The organism is Pseudobacter sp. (assembly GCF_051955275.1).
Classification (GTDB): Bacteria; Bacteroidota; Bacteroidia; order Chitinophagales; family Chitinophagaceae; genus Pseudobacter.
In genome coordinates, this window is the sequence record NZ_JBQCGW010000187.1 from 1 (window position 1) to 17,249 (window position 17,249).

Here is a 17,249-nt window from a genome sequence, read left to right on the forward strand (position 1 = left end):
TGTTGACAGCGGCTTTGTTTGTGATGACTTCCCTGGCTATGACCAGCTGTAGTGATAAAGGTGGCGATGATGGTCCTACTCCTCCGGATCCCTGTTCTGAAACCAAGCTGGCGGTAACTACCACTCCGGCGATAAATTCAACCACTCCGGCACAGGTTGGGGCGGATTTCCCGGTTACTATCAATATTACGGCAGGATTCCCTGCGGCGGGAGCCACCATCAATGTGAACGCAAAGAATGAAACTACCAATACCAGTTTCTTCGATAACAGCCCTGCAACTGTAACTGCGGGCGTAAATAACGTAACCATCACAGGAACACCGGCAGGCGCCAGTGTGGTGGTGACAGTGACGGTAACATCAAAGAACTGCGCCACCAATAAATGGACAGGCACTTTCCGTTATTCCAGAAAATAAGAAGCTTCGTATAAATTGTAACTGGCGCACGGTTCCGTGCGCCTTTTTTGTGTTATCCCCTTACTTCCATGGCATCCCTCAGCCCGTTGCCGAGCATATTGAAAGCCAGTACCAGTATCATGATGGCAAAGCCGGGAGCCAGCGCCAGCATGGGGTTATTGGTGATAATGAAGTTGTAGTTCTCTTTGATCATCAGGCCCCAGCTGGGTTGCGGCGGCTGAACGCCCACACCCAGAAAACTGAGCCCCGCTTCTATTACGATGGCTGAGGCAAAATTGGAGGCGGCCACTACGGTCACAGGCCCCATCACATTGGGCAATACATGCCTGAACAGGATCCTTCCGTGCACGTAACCCAGTGCTCTTGCGGCTTCCACATATTCCATCTCTCTTACGCTCATCACCTGCCCGCGGATGATGCGCGCTACATTCACCCACATGGTAAGGCCAATGGCAATAAATACCTGCCAGAACCCTTTGCCCAGCATCAGGGTAATGGCAAATACAAGCAAGAGGGTAGGGATACTCCAGATCACATTGATGAACCACATGATGGCATCATCCACCCATCCCCTGAAATAACCTGCCAGTGCACCCAGCAGCACACCAATGCTGAGTGAGATCAGTACCGTTACCAGTCCAACGCTGAGGCTTACACGAACTCCTACCAGCAGGCGGCTGAGGATATCCCGGCCATATTTGTCGGTGCCCAGGTGAAAAGTTTGTTCACTCACTTTCCAGCCGGCAGTCTGCAAGGCAAAAGATTTTCGTTCGGTAACACCTTCATCAATGAACTGCTGAATGATCAGGCTGTCGCTGGTAGTAGTGTAGGAACTGATGGGAATATATTGAACCAGGTCTTCCTGCCCTCCGAGCAAACGCTGTAGGAATGAGACTTTGGGAGGAAGCGGAGTTTTAGGTAACTGGAGGAACTGCTGTTTGAACCCCGGTTTTTGTCCACCGATCTCCACTATCATGCGGTTGGCATCGGGTGTTCCATCGGGAGCAATGAAGTAGGCAAACAGCGCTGTGAGTACTGCCAGCAGGATAATACCCATGCCAAACAGCGCACCTTTATTTCTTTTTAACCTTCGCCAGGTATTACGGGAAGCCTCAGCAGCCATGCGTGGAAATTACAATATTATTCGGTATTTCAGCGCTTCGATACCTTTCTTCCCTTCCACTCATAATGCCCGAACTTGCCCAGCCAGCCGGCGATGATGGTGTACAGGATATGCACCGGTTGCAGCAGCAGAAAGTATTTCATCCTGCGTTGCTGCCCGAAGAAGATAGACACGGAATTCACAAAAGGAAACTCTATCAGCATTTTTGCCAGCAGCAGTATCACGCAGAAGAAGAAGGCAAGCGGCTGCCAGAAGCCCATGAGGAAAAGAATGAGAAAACCCAGGTTGGAAAGATACACCAGCAGGAGCGCCCAGAAAATACGCTTGTCGTCATAACTGTCGGCCTTGCTGGCCCAGCGGATCCGCTGATGGAAGAAAGCCTTCCAGCTGTTGACGGGTGCTGTCCGTACAATAGCTGTAGGGCTTTTGCAGTAAAATACTTTATCGGGATAGCGGGTGAATATTTTATGCATCAGCAGCATATCGTCACCGGAAGGCAGGTGATCAATCTTTTCAAATCCCCGCACTTCTTCAAAAGCTGCCTTCTCGTAAGCGAGGTTGGCTCCATTGCACATGCTGTGCGCGCGTTTGGAAACAGCCGCGCCGGTTATTCCCTGCAGGGTGAGAAAATCCAGTGCCTGGAAGATGTTCAGGAAATTGTCCTTTCCCTCGATGCTGACCGGCGCGGCAATGAATTTTGCGCCCGTCTGTTCATGAAAGGTCCCAATGGTATGAAGCCATCCGGGATCGAAGACGCAATCTGCATCTGTTGTTACAATGAGCGTATGTTTTGCCCGGCTGATGCCGGCCTGAATTGCTTTTTTCTTGAATGCAGCGGAGGCGTTTTCATCAGACGGCTGGTCTGCCATCCTGATCACGCTGAGTGCAGGCCATGTGGCGCCTGCTTCCTGTAATAAACGGAACGTATCGTCTGTAGAAAAGTCGTCGATGATGATTACTTCAAACTGACCGGCGGGATATTGTTGTTGTTGCAGTGATTGCAGCAGCGCGGGCAGGTTGGCTTCTTCATTACGCGCAGGAATGATCACCGAAATAGTAACCGCCGGCGCTTCGGTGGGTGGAGTGAATATGGCAAGTTTGTTCCAGGCATTGTGGTAATACCCGATCAGTACTGCATATCCGATCAACAACAAAAAGAAGATCAACAGAAAAAAGGGCATCGGTACAAGTTGGTTGATGCGTTAAATATACGATTGTATCCATGCAATGTCAATTATTGATCCAGTGCATTGCTGATATGATCAATATATCTTTCCTGCAATACCTGGTGGCCTGAAGGCAATATAGTGATGGTGCACCATTCTTCAATGCCTTTGCGGAACCGTTCAGCGGGTTGAGGCAATATGATGCGGTCGTACTGGCCATACAACAGCCTTACGGCTATCCGGTACTGTTGTACATATTCCTTTATCCGATGAAGGTCAGGCCTGATATGCCGCATACAGGTCCAGCGGTTGTAGAGTTCCTCCCTGATGCCCTGATCATGAATATAATGACGTGTGAATTTGTATACACTCTGGTTGATCAGCTTCAATTTATTACCCGTATTGAGTAGCAGAAAGAACCAGCCGGGATGATACATGGTAAAACGGAAAATCCTGTTCCCGATCCAGGTCTGTGTGGCCAGCCAGTACCAGCCGTTGATTTTCAGGCCATCGGGGGCCAGTAATACCAGGCGTTCCACCTGTTGTGGAATGCTCTGTACCAGGCTCAGCGCGGCTCTTCCACCCATACTGAAGCCCATCAGTGTAAATGGAGAGGAGGAAGAAATGCCCCTTGCCGTGAAGATGGCCTGAACAATTTCTGCCAGCTCCTGGCTGCTGAAGTTCAGTCCTTCTTTCCATTGTGTAAGCCCATGATAAGGAAGATCGATAGCAATGATGGTGTAGTCCCGCGCCTTATGGTTTCCCAGGAAATCGAAGCTGACAGCGGCTTCCCCGTAACCATGCAGGCAGCACAATACGCGGGAACCATTACCGCCATACCGGTAATGAACAGACGAATGCTTGTATAGTAGGATGGCCGACTGCATGAGCAGCACCAAATCTACAATCTTTTGCACTATTTGCTGAATGAGCGCAGAATGGATTGCCCATCTCCGTAACGGATCGAAAGCAGGTACTGGCCTTCGGGCAGGAAGTCTACCGGCAGCCAGAGCTGCATATCACCTTTCTTGAACTGGGTATCCCGGCTCATCATACTCACTCCGCTGATGCTGAGGATGCTTACTATGCCGGAATAGTTCTGTGCAGCGGTAAGCCCGGCAACCAGCATGGGTTGATTGGCAGGATTGGGGTAGAGGCTATTAAGCACCAGTCCGGCTTTTGCACTTCTAACCAGTAATACATTGGAATAAATGGTCTGTGAGGATTCGCGGATCTCAAGGCGGTAGTAATTCTTTCCGGGCAGAGGATCAGGGTCGGTTACACGGTAAGTGGCAAGCGTAGCGCCGCTGGCCTTCTGTTCTTTCAGGGTGGTGAAATTTTTGCTGTCTGCACTTCGTTGAAGAATGAAACTGGTATTGGGATCCGTACATTCGGCTGTCCATTCCAGTAAGGATTGCCCGTTTTTAAGATCACCCGTAAATGATTGCAGTTTCACCGGCAGCACCAGGTTGAAAACATTTTTAGCCTTGACCCTCTCAAAGAGCTCCCGGTGGCCGGCATTGCTGTAGTGAATACCATCGCCTGAACTGAATTGCTGAAGAATACTGCTGTCTGCCGGGTTATAAAGACCGTCATAAAAGTTAATGGTTCGCGCAACACCAAAACGATTGATGATGGAATCTTTGATCAGGCCCAGCTTACGTTTCATCGCTGGTTGGTCCCAGATACCACCGGTACGGGGTTGTGCCGTAATGATATAACATTGGTGACCTTCTTTGATTACAGAGTCATAAATGGTCTGAAGGCAGAACATGATCTCTTCAATACTGTACTCCTCATATTTATTGGAAGGATAGTTCACAAACACGATGGCGTTGTAAGGCAGCGGAAGGCTGGCGAGCACTTTATTGGCCTTTGTTACATTCTTGTTGTGATCCGGCCCCTCCCTGTTGGGCGGCGGCACATAACTGCTGGGCATGCCCTTGTATACGGCATAACCACCCACGGCCAGGGTATGGGTACTATCCACTATATGCAGTTTATATTTGTAATACTGGTTGAACCTGTTGACCCAGGAACTGTCAAGGGGCCAGGCACCTGTGCCTCCGGCGGTGGAGGAGCCGATCACGGCTACGCGGAATTGTGCCGATACAGGCATCTGAATTGCCAGGAGGAGCAGGCAAAGAATAGGTAACCGCTTCATGTTGAACGATGTTTAGGGGGTATATTTCAAGGGCTGTCCGGGCTGGTAAATCAAAGGAAGGAAGTGAATTAAAAGTACTGAAAAATCCGGCTCACCGCATGTTTCCGCACAAAAGCAGGCACCGGAATTTCATCGCAAAAAATTATCCGGTAAAACTTGACAATCCCAGGTAAAAATCCTAAGTTTGGATAGTTGCATAAACAACGATATGCCAAACAACCAATTCAAAAAAGGGGAACTCTACAGCTTCATCACCGGTAAGGCTTCCACTGCAATTGCCAGAAGATTGCAGAAGAAGTTCAATGCTGCGGGATTGAACCTCACCATCGAACAATGGAGTGTGTTATATCACCTTTGGAAACAGGATGGTATCAGTCAGCAGGAACTATGCAATGCTACTTTCCGGGATAAGCCCAGCATCACCAGGCTGGTTGACAACCTTGAAAAACTGCAATTGGTGAAAAGGGTGCCTTCTTCTTCTGACCGCCGCATGAACATGGTGTACCTCACCAAACAGGCGCAGAAATTACAGGAAGAAACCATGAGCCTGGCGGAACATACATTGAACGAAGCTTTGGAAGGAGTACCATCAGACAGGGTTGATATCTGTAAGGAAGTTTTGCAGATCGTGTATGATAACCTGAAATAAATATTCATAATATTCACTTATAAAATTGTCCATATGAGCAGTGCAACCGCAACCACCCAGCAAAAATCCACTCTCAAAGGTGGAGAATGGCTGATCAGAGAAAGCGCTCCTTCAGATACCTTCATCCCGGAAGATTTCAATGAAGAGCAGCAAATGGTAAAGGATATGTGTTTATCCTTCCTTGATGCTGAAGTGATCCCGATCCTGGACAGGATCGATAAACTGGAACCCGGGCTCATGCCATCACTGGTGGCAAAGGCGGGAGAACAGGGGCTGCTTGGCACTTCCATTCCTGAACAATATGGTGGGCTTGGAAAAGATTTCATCACCAGTACGCTCGTGAACGAGGGGCTGGGCGGTGGCTTCTCCTTCTCTGTAGCAGTAGCTGCCAATACGGGCATCGGTACGTTGCCGATCCTTTATTTTGGCACGGATGCTCAAAAGGAAAAATACATCACCAAACTTGCTACCGGTGAATGGAAAGGAGCTTACGGTCTAACAGAACCTAACAGCGGCTCAGATGCACTCGGTGCAAAAACCACGGCCAAACTCAGCGACGACGGAAAATATTATCTCCTCAACGGTCAGAAATGCTGGATCACCAACGGTGGATTTGCAGACGTATACACGGTGTTTGCCAAGATCGATGGTGATAAATTTACAGCCTTCATCGTTGAAAGAGGATTTGAAGGATTTACACAGGGGCCCGAAGAACATAAAATGGGTATCAAGGGTTCCTCCACTGTACAGCTCTATTTCCAGGATTGTAAAGTGCCGGTAGAGAATGTGCTGGGTGAAATAGGAAGAGGGCATATCATCGCCTTCAATATCCTGAACATCGGCCGCCTGAAACTCTGTGCTGCTGCGCTTGGAGGCGCTAAGCGTGCTGCAACTACCAGTATACAGTATGCGAATACGCGCGAGCAATTCAAAACAGCCATCGCCAACTTTGGCGCCATCAAGCATAAAATGGCTGATATGGCCATCTCGATGTGGGTGAATGAAAGCGCGCTTTACAGAACCGCCAAATGGATCGACGATAAAGAGAATGAGTTGCTGAAAGCCGGCCAGCCTTTCAATGAGGCTTTGCTGGGTGCGGCAGAAGAATATGCCATCGAATGCGCCATTCTTAAAGTATCAGGTTCAGAGTGTCTTGATTTTGTAGTGGACGAAGGTGTGCAGATCCATGGAGGTAACGGTTTCAGCGATGAGTATGTTATATCCAAAGCATACCGCGACAGCCGTATCAACCGGATCTATGAAGGAACGAATGAGATCAACCGCCTCCTTACTGTTGATATGGTATTGAAACGCGCTATGAAGGGCAAGCTGGATCTGATGGGGCCTGCCATGAATGTGCAGAAAGAACTGATGAGCATTCCTGATTTCGGTTCCGATGATGAAACACCTTTTGCGAAAGAGCTTAAGCTGATCAACAATTTCAAGAAAGCCATTCTGATGACTGCCGGTGCTGCTGTGCAGAAGCTGATGATGAAGATCGAGCACGAACAGGAAATACTGATGAATATTGCCGATATGGCCATTCAGACCTTCCTGGCGGAAAGCGCCTTGCTGCGTCTGCAGAAACTGACCGGACAAAAAGGAGCCGATGCCGTAAAATATGAAAGCGATATCACCCGTACTTTCCTGTACGATGCCGCCGATCATATCAATAAGTTCGGAAAAGACGCAATCAATTCCTTTGCTGAAGGTGATGAGCAGCGGATGATGCTGCTTGGTCTGAAACGCTTTACCAAAGCGGATCCCTTCGATAGCAAGGAAGCAAGGAGAAGGATCGCGGGCAGGCTGATAGCAGACAACAGGTATCCGTTATAATTATCTATACAGAACAAGAAAAGGGCTCCTGAGATTGGTTATCTGCGGGAGCCCTTTTTCTTTTTGTATGATTAAAAGATCAGTTGATCTTCTCCAGTCGCATATTGAGTTTCTTATCTTTCCTGAAATATTCCATGATCATTACAGAACCTGGCTTTGCGGCAAAGATGCGCATATTGCCGGCCTCTGTTTTCAGGTTGATCTTGTCTGTGCTGAGGTTACCATTGCTGTAGGAGATGGCGTTGAAGGTAAGGCCTTTGTAATCCCTGTCTTTCACGTAATCAGTATAACCAACGGTGAAAGAACTGCGAGACTGGTCCATTTGAGTAAATGCATAATCAAACCCAAAAGCACCGTACTTGATATAATTGCCTGCCGCGGCGAGGTTCAGCATCATCATATCTCCAGGAAGCTCGAGTGTGTTGCTGTTCTTCTCAAATATTTTCGCCTCTTTGATATTGAATTTCTGATTGAAATGGAGGAGCAGCATATCTGTTACCACCATTTTCGACATACCTCCTCCGAACCCCGCAGTTGCAATGCCTACTGCATTTCCGGTGCGTTTGTATCCTTCGCAGACAGCAAAGAAATGTCCGTCGGAAGTTTCGATCAGGTCATGGAAAAATACATATCCCAGGTTTTCCACCTTACCTTTTTCATTTACGTTGAGCACTTTGCTGATTTCCGTTTCCCAGGAATTGTATTTGGAGTTCATCACTCTTCCTGAACTGTTCATCAGCCAGAGGCCAACGCCCAGGCTACGGCCGCCGAGGTTCTTTTCGTCCTTATCAAAATAAGCGCCCAGCAACATGAAGTTGTCCGTGCCTTTCAGTTTGATCACACTCATAGGCATCAGGTTGTACTGCTGTGCATCCGTCCTGATCTCAAAGGCGCGTTGTCCGTTCTGCAGGTAGATGCCCAGGATCCATGTCTCCATTTTCGGTGTGAGAAGTGTGCCTGCCTGTTTAAGCACCAGGAACATGGCAACATTATCACTGCAACCGAGAAAGCTGCCGCCGGCGGGCTTTACCACGGGTGGGATATAAGACCATTGTCTTTTGTCGCGGCTGCTATAGAAGTTAATTTCAAATGTGGGAACATTGTCCATCAGCTGAGGATAAACGGCAATGAAGCCTTTGTCTTCCACGGCAAACAGGTTATTGCTTTCCGAGCCCGGGGGCATTTTAGCGAGTTTTAGATACTCGAGTGTTTTTTTGTCAACCGCCCGCTCGTAATTGAACTTCAGATTCCCGTCAACGCCATACACGCGGCAGTCGTACGACTTTGCATCCTGGTTATAGAATTTAAAGAGAAGGCTGTTGTTGTCGAAGGCTGATTCCTGGAGTAGGATGTTTTTGGAATCCACGAACTGCACATCCTTGATCTTGATCAGGTTGTCATCCATGATCTGAAGGGTGTATTCGTTGTTCTTCTTGTCTACTTTATCTGACTGGAAGAAGGTGAAATAACCTTTCACTTCATTGTTGGTGGTGATAGGTCCTGTGCTGCGCACGAAAACCGTTTTAACGTTTTCGATGCTCAGTTTTCCCTGTGCCAATGCGGCATGGATGAGCAGCAGGGCGGTAAAGGTTTGGATGATTCTTTTCATGTTAGTGATTCTATGAAACGGGCCTTTTCAATGTTGAAAAGGCCCGGATCTTTATAAAGTCAATCGTAATTAGTTGATCTTTTCCAGGCGCAATTCGTATCTCTTCTCTTTTTTGAAATACTCTGCAATCATGATGGAGCCGAGTTTGGCTTCATAGACCTGCATGGTGCTTCCTTTCTTAACGAGATTAAGCTTATCCTGGCTGAAATTACCTTCGTGGTAAGTGATGGTATTGAAGGTAAGACCTTTGTAGTCTTCTTCTTTTACGTAATCAACGTAACCAACAGTAAAAGTTGAATGTGCTTTGTTGGTTTGCGTGAAGGCGTAATCAAATCCGTTGAAAAAGTATTTGATCCACATTGCCACGGTCGGAAGGTTGGCAAAATCCATACCTGCCATGAGTTCAATGTTTGAAGGATTCTTATCGTAGATAGTAGCAGCCTTGATATTGAACTGCTGGTCAAAGCTGAGCATAAGCATATCTGTTACCTTTATCTTGGTAGTGGAAGCGCCGGCTCTGCCTCTGCTCAATACGGTGGCTGCGATGCCAAGTGCAGAAGCCTGGCGCTTGTAACCTTCGCCTACTGCAAAGAAATTGCCATCTTCTGTTTGCAGGATTTTATGGAAATAGATAAAGCCAATATCTTCCACGCGGCCTTTCGCATTTACGGAAAGATGTTTGCCGATCTCGGTATCCCAGGAGTTGTACTTGGCATTGAGGATCTTGCCTTTGGAGTTGACCAGCCACATGCCGAGACCCAGGCTCTTGCCTTTGGAGATATTGTCTTCTTTATCGCAGTATGATCCCATCACCAGGAAATTGGTAGTTCCATAAATGGTGGAAACATTCATCGGCATGAAATTGAATTTATCCTTGTCGGTTTCAAAATCAAAGGCAATTTTTCCATTGTGCAGGTAAAGACCCATCAGGAAGGATGATCCTTTTTTAGTCAGCATGCTGCTTCTTTTCATCACTGAAAAAATAGCCACACTATCGGTACTGCCGAGGTATTGGGCCTGCGCTGTTTTAGAGTCTTCTCCATTGGGGACGAAGGTCCAGCTGCTTTTTTTGCCACTTCCATAATAAGAAACTTCATACGTGTAATCACCGTCTTCGCGAACAGGGATTACGGAGATATATCCTCTGTCTCCTACAGCAAAGAGCGTTTTGTCTTCGGAGCCTTCTTTACGATACATATCCAGCTGTTCCATGTAGCGCTTGGTCTTCTTGTCTACTTCCCGCTGATAATTATACTTCTGTTTTCCCTCGAAATTGAACACGCGGAAATCGATCATTTTCTGCTCTTCATCAAAGAACTTGAAGATGAGGTCAGATCCGTTGAAGGCGGATTCCAGCAACTGCACTTTTTTGGAGTCGGCAAATTTCACCTCTTTTACTTTGTTGAGGTGTTCGTCCATGATCTGCAAAGCATATTCGTTGGTGTTCCTGTCGATCTTATCACCCTGATACAAGGTGAAGTATCCTTTTACTTCTTCATTGGATTTGATAGCACCTGTACTTCTTAGCGATACGGTCCGTACGTTCTCGAGGCTTAACTTCTGAGCATGCGTAACCTGGCCGATGGCAAGGGCCAGGGCGAGGATTCCTGTAATCTTTTTCATTTTTTTTGAGGGTTGTTATCAGCGTTTAATTTTCCGTTTGGATAATGTTTATTGTACAGGGCTATGAGAGAAGATTTTTCTTCGGGCTTGTTGAAGTTATCCTTGCTGTTGATCAGTGCCACCAGCATTTCTTCACTGGGAACATTGGCAGACTGATAAGGGAGCAGGAAATAATAGCTGAAGGCAGCAAAATCATTCAGGCGGACTTTCTGAATGAATTGCAGCAGTTTATTGTATTTCTGCTCATTCCAGGGTGAGGGCAGGTCTACAATACGGTTCAGCAGATGATCTTTCTGCGATTGGTATAACTTGTTCAGGCAACGGCCTGTATTGGCCACCAGGTAAGGGTCCTGGGGCTTATAGTGCAGCATCTGCAAAGTATAATAGAAGCTTTTGCTTACTTCGTCCTTATTGTAACAATGCTCGATGATCTCATAATCGAAGATCTCCTGCAGTTGTTTGAACCGGGCTTCATGCAATGGGTTTGCCTGCTTGTTGCCGGTGCTGTATTGTTGCACTTTTGCCTGGAGTTGTTTCACCCGCACATCGCAATCAGGGTGGGTTTTGAGCGAATCCCTTTCTTTCTTTTTTTCTTCTTTGGTGGAAGCTGCCATGGCGTTGAACAGAGACTGCTCTTCCTGTACCCATTTCTTTTGGAATGGATATTGGGGAAAGTTGAATACCGTTTCCAGGGGAGGAGCTACATTGTATTTATCGGTATCAACACTGTCGAGCAGCGCCAGACAGGTTAATGCTTCTTCTGTTTTGAAAGGAGTATTTTTCAGCAGTTCAAGCGCCATGCTGTCTGCGGCAGATTCATTCTCGCGTGTGTGGCGGCGGCTGTTGAAGGCAACTCCTTTGAGCAGCGCTTCTGCCTGTTTGCCTTGCTGGTACTGGGACTTCATGATCTTTTTCACCTCAGCCCTGAACTCGTCCGAATTCGTGGTGTTCACATAATGTTCAATGCTACGCTGGCTATGTTTGAGATGGTAGTGGGCTATTTCATGGCAAAGCACAAAAGCCACCTGGCTTTCGTTTTGCAGTTTGGTGAACAGGCCGATATTGAAGATGATGGTGCCCTCACCCATGCTGGCGGCATTAGGCCAGTCATCGCGGGTGAACCGGATGCGGTAACCCTGATCAGGAATGCCGGGGTTGCTTTGGAAGATCAGTTGCGCCATTTGCTGGAGATAATTATTGGCGAGTGAATCTGTGAGGATCCGGTTTTTTGCCGTCAGTTCCTTCAGGCCTTCATATCGTTCTTCGTAGATCTTTTTGAATGCAGGCTTGTAGGTGCTGGGGAGATTACTGATCAGTCGTTTGTGCTCGCTGGCAAGTGTTTCATCCCAGCTCTTCAATTGTGAGGCGTCATCGGCCAGGGGCTTATAGGCGATGGTTTGGGACCAGGATTGTTGGCAAAGGAAAATGATTGCCAGCAGGAAGAGCAGTCTCATTCGGTTTATGGCTATTAAGGGTTTGCGGTAAAAGTAATAAAATCCTTTTGCAATGCTGTATCTTTCGATCATGAAAAAAACGCTGATTGTGCTGTTGGTATTGCTTTCCTCCAGCCTGATAATGGCCCAGGACAGTGCAGGAAATGCCTTTCTTGTGCGCACGACCGGACCATTGCCATACCTGGAATACGGTACGGGCGATGACCGTCTGGGTGGAGCCAAAATGACCTACCTGGATACCAATGTGGTGCTGAAAGTGATCGATTCCATAAATACGGATTATAAAGTACAATTATCGAAATATCATATTGCCTGGGTTTCAAAGGCAAACGTAGTGGCAGACTCAGGTTTGAGGCTCAGCAGTGAAAACCTGAGCGGAAGCTGGAGCCTCCGCGGCGAAGGCCGTTATGATATCCTTTCCATTGCGCTTGGCAACCGCCTTCCTTACAAAAGCATTCAACAGGTCAGCCCTTCCCGGATTGTGGTAGACCTCTATGGCGTTACCTCCAATACCAACTGGATCACGGACCGGGGCACGGCCACATACGTGAATAAAGTGTGGTATGAACAAATTGAAGATGATCTGATGCGGGTATTTATTGAGCTCAATAAACCGGATCACTGGGGGTATTCCATCGGGTACGACAGTGCTGCGAGCCGTCTCCAGATCCGGGTAAAGCATCCCCCGGAGAAACTTCGCTTACGCGATATGGTTATAGCGATCGATGCAGGGCATGGTGGCTCCAACAGCGGCGCTACCGGAAAGAATTCAAAAGTACTTGAAAAGAACCTGACGCTTCAGTATGCAAAAGCACTGGAGAAATTGTTACAGGATAAAGGAGCAACTGTGGTGATGACCAGAACAACCGATGCAGAACTGGCCATGCCGGAAAGAACGGCATTCTTACGGAAAGCAGATCCTGACCTGCTGATCAGCATCCATTTCAATTCTTCCGGCAATCCAACAGTGAGCGGAACCAGCACTTATTACAGATACATAGGATTTCAGCCTCTGACGCAGGCGATATTGAAACGCATGCTGCAGCTGGATTTTAGCAATTACGGCAATGTGGGTGGGTTTAATTTTGCGCTGAGCGGGCCAACGGAATATCCTAATTGTTTGGTAGAGGTTGGGTTTTTAAGCAATGAAGCGGAGGAGAAAAGATTGGTGGCGAAAGGCTTTGATGAGGATGTGGCTGCAAAGATCTGTAAAGGGATTGTGGATTGGTTGAAGGGAATGGATTGAACTGTCAAGGATTCCTTGATAGTTGGATTCGGCCCTGAACTTGTGCAATTTTTGCACAAGTTCAATATTCATCTCAACTGTTCGGAAATCCCGAACAGTTCGCAAAAATTGAACTACCAAGGAAATCCCTGTAGTTGAGAAAAACTAAGTGTTTTTGTCTATAAACTCAAACAGGGCCTTCCAACTCCGTTGAAAAGCCCTGTCCCATTCACTATCCAATGATAATTATTTCTTCGTCAGCTTTCCCGCCGCTGCTTCATCAATAAACCAGTGAAGGCTTCCTGATTGCGGACGGATCAATTGTGACGGGTACAATTCAATATTCGTTTCTCCTTCCAGCACATGGTGCAATGCATTTGCTTTATTGGCGCCGAATGTCAGGAACACCACATGTTTCGCCAGATTCACCACCGGAGCGGTCAATGTGATCCTGTACATATCCTGTGCCTGCAACCAGAAAGAAGTTACCCACGCATCCTGCTCTTTGATGGCGGGAGATCCGGGGAAGAGGCTCAGCGTATGCGCATCGTCTCCCATTCCGTTCAGTACCAGGTCAAAGGTTACATTGCCTGCGGGGAAGTAAGTATGCAGGATCTTTTCGTAGGCCACTGCGGATGCATCCGGTGTTATGTCCGTTTGCATGATATGCACCTGTTCGCGTTTTACGGGAACATTGTTCAGCAGCGCTTCAAAGGTCATGCGTGCATTGTTCCTGCTGTCTTCAAAAGGCACTGCTCTTTCATCGCCCCAGAAGAAATGAAGTTTTTCCCATTGAATGCGTTCCCGGTAGGGGCTTTGCGCCAACAGTTCATACAACTGTTTGGGTGAATTGCCGCCGGTGAGCACCCAGGTGAATCCATCCTGTTTCTGCAGGGTTGTTTCTATCAGGCTGGTGGTCCATTCTGCCAGTGCAATACTGACTTCATTCGCATCTTTATATATATGCAGCATTCTAATTAATCCTTATGTGGTTGCGGAAGTGTTACCCAGTTCTTACCATCGCGAGCGATGAGTGCTTCTGCATCTTCTGGTCCCCAGCTGTCTGGTGCATAGTTGGGGAAGTCAACTGGAGGCCTGCTTTCCCATACTTCCAGGATCGGCATGATGATCTTCCAGGCAGCTTCCACCTGGTCTGAACGCATGAAGAGCGTTGGGTTACCTTCCATCACATCCAGGAGCAGTGTTTCATATGCTTCGGGTTCATCACCATCGTATGCATCTTTATAATTGAAGATCATGTCAACCGGGTTGAGGGTCATGCTCTGTCCGGGGCGTTTTGCCTGGAAGCGCAGACGGATATCCATTTCCGGCTGAATACTGATGGTAAGCCTGTTGGGGCGCCAGGTATCTGCTGCTTCCGAAGGGAAGGCGAAAGAAGGCGCTGGTTTGAACTGGATATTGATGATGGTGGATTTCTCGTGCATGCGTTTTCCGGTACGCACATAAAAAGGCACGTCCTGCCATCTCCAGTTGTCGATATAGAACTTTACTGCTGCGAAAGTATCGATGGGAGAATCGGGGTTCACGCTTTTCTCCTGGCGGTAGCCCGGAACCTGGGCGCCTTTCATCCAGCCGCCTGCATACTGACCGCGTACAGCATGCGCATGTACTTCATCGTTATGATATTTTCTGATGGCATTGAGCACATCCACTTTCTTGTTACGGATCTCATTGGCCTCAAAGGAAACGGGGGCTTCCATGGCGATCATGCACATGAGCTGCAGGATATGGTTCTGCACCATATCGCGCAGGGCGCCGGAACGCTCATAATAATCACCACGACCTTCCGCACCTACTGTTTCAGCGGCAGTGATCTGTACGTGATCGATATAGTTGCGGTTCCAGAGCGGCTCGAAGAGAGCGTTCGCAAAGCGGAGCGCCAGGATATTCTGTACGGTTTCCTTTCCGAGGTAGTGATCTATGCGGTAGATCTGCTCTTCGCTGAAAAGAGAAGAGAGCAGGTTGTTCAGTTCCTGGGCACTTTGCAGGTCATGACCGAAGGGCTTTTCAACAACAATGCGGGTGCACTTGGTATCATGACAGATATTAAGCGGTCCGAGTTTGCTGGCAATGTCCGGCACCAGTTGTGGTGCAACGGCCATATAGAAGATCACGTTCGGGTGTTCTCCGAATTCAGCTTCTTTCTGCTTTACGATCTCGGCGATCTTCTGGTATTCTTCCTCTACTTCAGCATTCATCTGAAGGTAGGAAACGTGTTGGGAAAAATCGGCCCACTTGCCGTTCTGATCTTCCTTGCGGCGTGAGAACTGACGGATCCCGTCCATCAGATGGGTGTGATAGCCTTCTCTAGTATAGGGCCTTCTACCGATCCCAACAATGCTGAATTTCTCAGGCATCCAGTTATCGATGAAGAGGTTGAAGAGAGCCGGGGAAAGCTTTCTGTGATTCAGGTCGCCGCTGCCACCGAAGATGAATAATAGAGCTGCCGGTGGTCTTTTGTGTTGTTGCATAGTATTGAAATAAATCAGTAGTCAAATCTAATTGTTCCATTCAGTGTGGAAAGATCCGGGTTCATCTACGCGCTGGTAGGTATGAGCTCCGAAATAATCCCTTTGAGCCTGTAAAAGATTTATAGGCAGTTGAGCGCTGGTGTATGCATCAAAATAAGTGAGTGCATTCAGCAGGCCTCCTGCAGCAAAGCGGTTGGTAACAGCGGAGGCTGCAACAGCGCGCATGCCGGCTTCTTTGGCCTTCAGCATTTCAGCAATTTGTTTATCCAATAACAAATTTTCGAGCTGAGGGTTCTGATCATAAATTTTCGTGAACAGGTCAAGCAATGTGGAACGGATGATGCAGCCTGCCCTCCATACCCTTACAACACTTGGCATGGGGATCTGCATATCCAGCTCGGTGGAAGCGCGGTGCAGCATGGCCAGTCCCTGGGTGTAGCTGATGAGCACGCCAAAGAAGAGGGCATCATGCACTTGCTTCACAAATGTAGCCTTATCTGTGGTGATGGCTGTTGTGGTTTTATCAAATAATGCAGCTGCATTGGTACGTTCTGTTTTGAGGGCAGAGATATTGCGCATGGTCACCGCCATATCGATGGTGGGGATGGGAACGCCGATATCCATGGCATCCTGGGAGGTCCATTTTCCGGTGCCCTTGGCGCCTGCTTTGTCCAGGATCATATCCACCAGGAAATTGGGGGACTTATCATCTTTCTGTTTAAAGATGGCTGCTGTGATCTCCACGAGGAAGGATTGCAGTTCCCCTTTATTCCAGGAGTCGAAGGTCTGGTGTAATTCTTCGTTGCTGAGGCCGGCTCCGCGGTGGAGCAGGTCATAGGCTTCCGTGAGGAGTTGCATGATGGCATATTCGATACCATTGTGCACCATCTTCACATAATGGCCGGCAGCGCCTTTTCCGAGGTGTGCCACGCAGGGTTCTCCGTTGAATTTGGCGGAAATGGCTTCCAGCATGGGTTGAACATGGGGGTAAGCTTCCTGATCGCCGCCTGGCATGATGCTGGGGCCTGTTCTGGCACCCTGTTCGCCACCGGAAACGCCCACTCCCATGAAGTGAATGCCTTTTTCAGACAGGTATTGCACCCTTCTCAGCGTGTCTGTATAGTGGGAATTGCCACCGTCGATGATGATATCGCCGGGCTGAACAAGGGGGAGGAGGCTTTCAATCACATCGTCGACTGGCTTTCCGGCGGGTACCAGCATCATGATCCTGCGGGGCAGGGAAAGCCCGTCTGTCATGGCTTTCAGGTTACTGACACCTTTTACCGTGGTGCCGCTGGTAGCGGCCTTTTCAAAGGCTGTGGTCTTCTGTTCATCTTTATCAAATCCGATTACTTTAAATCCATGGTCTGCCATATTAAGGAGGAGGTTCCTGCCCATCACTCCCAGGCCGATCATTCCGAAGTCGAATTGTTGTGCTGCCATGCTTATGTTATATGATTGGCAAAATTAGGTAAATTGAGGTACTATTTTC

General features: G+C 48.1%; 14 protein-coding genes. 4 read left to right on the top strand and 10 right to left on the bottom strand.

Annotated features, from left to right (window positions below; all coding sequences use genetic code 11):
* Positions 1-416 (top strand): hypothetical protein (locus ACTHMC_RS15995; RefSeq protein WP_440414507.1); only part of this gene is annotated, 416 nt, incomplete at its 5' end.
* Positions 417-468: 52 nt separating this feature from the next.
* Here ACTHMC_RS15995 and ACTHMC_RS16000 read toward each other — a convergent pair.
* Genes ACTHMC_RS16000 through ACTHMC_RS16015 form a run of 4 tightly spaced genes read right to left on the bottom strand, consistent with a single transcriptional unit; the run spans position 469 to position 4,869 of the window.
* Positions 469-1,539 carry an ABC transporter permease gene (locus ACTHMC_RS16000; protein WP_440414509.1) on the bottom strand — a complete coding sequence of 357 codons (1,071 nt, stop codon included), beginning with the start codon at positions 1,537-1,539 and terminating at the stop codon, positions 469-471.
* A 29-nt stretch (positions 1,540-1,568) separates the two neighbouring features.
* Entirely contained in the window at positions 1,569-2,720 is a 1,152-nt protein-coding gene (locus ACTHMC_RS16005; RefSeq protein ID WP_440414510.1) for a glycosyltransferase, read from the bottom strand.
* A gap of 53 nt (positions 2,721-2,773) precedes the next feature.
* Positions 2,774-3,622 carry an alpha/beta fold hydrolase gene (locus ACTHMC_RS16010; RefSeq protein WP_440414511.1) on the bottom strand — a complete coding sequence of 283 codons (849 nt, stop codon included), beginning with the start codon at positions 3,620-3,622 and terminating at the stop codon, positions 2,774-2,776.
* The gene (locus ACTHMC_RS16015; protein ID WP_440414512.1) at positions 3,622-4,869 is read right to left on the bottom strand and encodes an SGNH/GDSL hydrolase family protein; all 1,248 of its coding nucleotides are present in this window, start codon (positions 4,867-4,869) and stop codon (positions 3,622-3,624) included. The genes ACTHMC_RS16010 and ACTHMC_RS16015 overlap by 1 nt, the downstream gene beginning before the upstream one ends.
* 208 nt (positions 4,870-5,077) lie before the next feature.
* On the opposite strand from ACTHMC_RS16015, the gene ACTHMC_RS16020 reads away from it, so the two are divergent.
* Together ACTHMC_RS16020 and ACTHMC_RS16025 are read left to right on the top strand one after the other, a co-directional pair.
* Positions 5,078-5,518: a MarR family winged helix-turn-helix transcriptional regulator gene (locus ACTHMC_RS16020; protein WP_440414513.1), complete on the top strand. Its 441-nt coding sequence runs from the start codon at positions 5,078-5,080 to the stop codon at positions 5,516-5,518.
* Positions 5,519-5,551: 33 nt separating this feature from the next.
* Positions 5,552-7,354, top strand: a complete 1,803-nt coding sequence (locus ACTHMC_RS16025) for an acyl-CoA dehydrogenase family protein (protein WP_440414514.1) — start codon at positions 5,552-5,554, stop codon at positions 7,352-7,354.
* Between the two features lie 79 nt (positions 7,355-7,433).
* Here ACTHMC_RS16025 and ACTHMC_RS16030 read toward each other — a convergent pair whose 3' ends face one another.
* The 3 genes from ACTHMC_RS16030 to ACTHMC_RS16040 all read right to left on the bottom strand — a co-directional run bounded on the left by ACTHMC_RS16030 (position 7,434) and on the right by ACTHMC_RS16040 (position 12,040).
* Positions 7,434-8,963, bottom strand: a complete 1,530-nt coding sequence (locus tag ACTHMC_RS16030; RefSeq protein WP_440414516.1) for a DUF6770 family protein — start codon at positions 8,961-8,963, stop codon at positions 7,434-7,436.
* 69 nt (positions 8,964-9,032) lie between these two features.
* Entirely contained in the window at positions 9,033-10,586 is a 1,554-nt protein-coding gene (locus tag ACTHMC_RS16035; protein WP_440414517.1) for a DUF6770 family protein, read from the bottom strand.
* Positions 10,583-12,040, bottom strand: coding sequence for a M48 family metallopeptidase (locus ACTHMC_RS16040; RefSeq protein ID WP_440414519.1), 1,458 nt, complete (start codon positions 12,038-12,040; stop codon positions 10,583-10,585). Before ACTHMC_RS16040 ends, ACTHMC_RS16035 begins: the two co-directional genes overlap by 4 nt.
* Positions 12,041-12,110: 70 nt before the next feature.
* On the opposite strand from ACTHMC_RS16040, the gene ACTHMC_RS16045 reads away from it, so the two are divergent.
* Positions 12,111-13,286 (top strand): N-acetylmuramoyl-L-alanine amidase family protein, encoded by a 1,176-nt coding sequence (locus tag ACTHMC_RS16045; RefSeq protein ID WP_440414521.1) that lies wholly within the window; start codon positions 12,111-12,113, stop codon positions 13,284-13,286.
* Between the two features lie 225 nt (positions 13,287-13,511).
* Here ACTHMC_RS16045 and pgl read toward each other — a convergent pair whose 3' ends face one another.
* The 3 genes from pgl to gndA are packed head-to-tail and all read right to left on the bottom strand — an operon-like array spanning position 13,512 to position 17,200.
* Positions 13,512-14,237, bottom strand: a complete 726-nt coding sequence (gene pgl, locus ACTHMC_RS16050; protein ID WP_440414523.1) for a 6-phosphogluconolactonase — start codon at positions 14,235-14,237, stop codon at positions 13,512-13,514.
* Between the two features lie 5 nt (positions 14,238-14,242).
* Positions 14,243-15,757 (bottom strand): glucose-6-phosphate dehydrogenase, encoded by a 1,515-nt coding sequence (gene zwf / locus ACTHMC_RS16055; RefSeq protein ID WP_440414524.1) that lies wholly within the window; start codon positions 15,755-15,757, stop codon positions 14,243-14,245.
* Between the two features lie 27 nt (positions 15,758-15,784).
* A complete protein-coding gene (gene gndA, locus ACTHMC_RS16060) occupies positions 15,785-17,200 on the bottom strand; it encodes an NADP-dependent phosphogluconate dehydrogenase (RefSeq protein ID WP_440414525.1) in 1,416 nt (471 codons plus the stop codon).
* Positions 17,201-17,249: the final 49 nt, after the last annotated feature.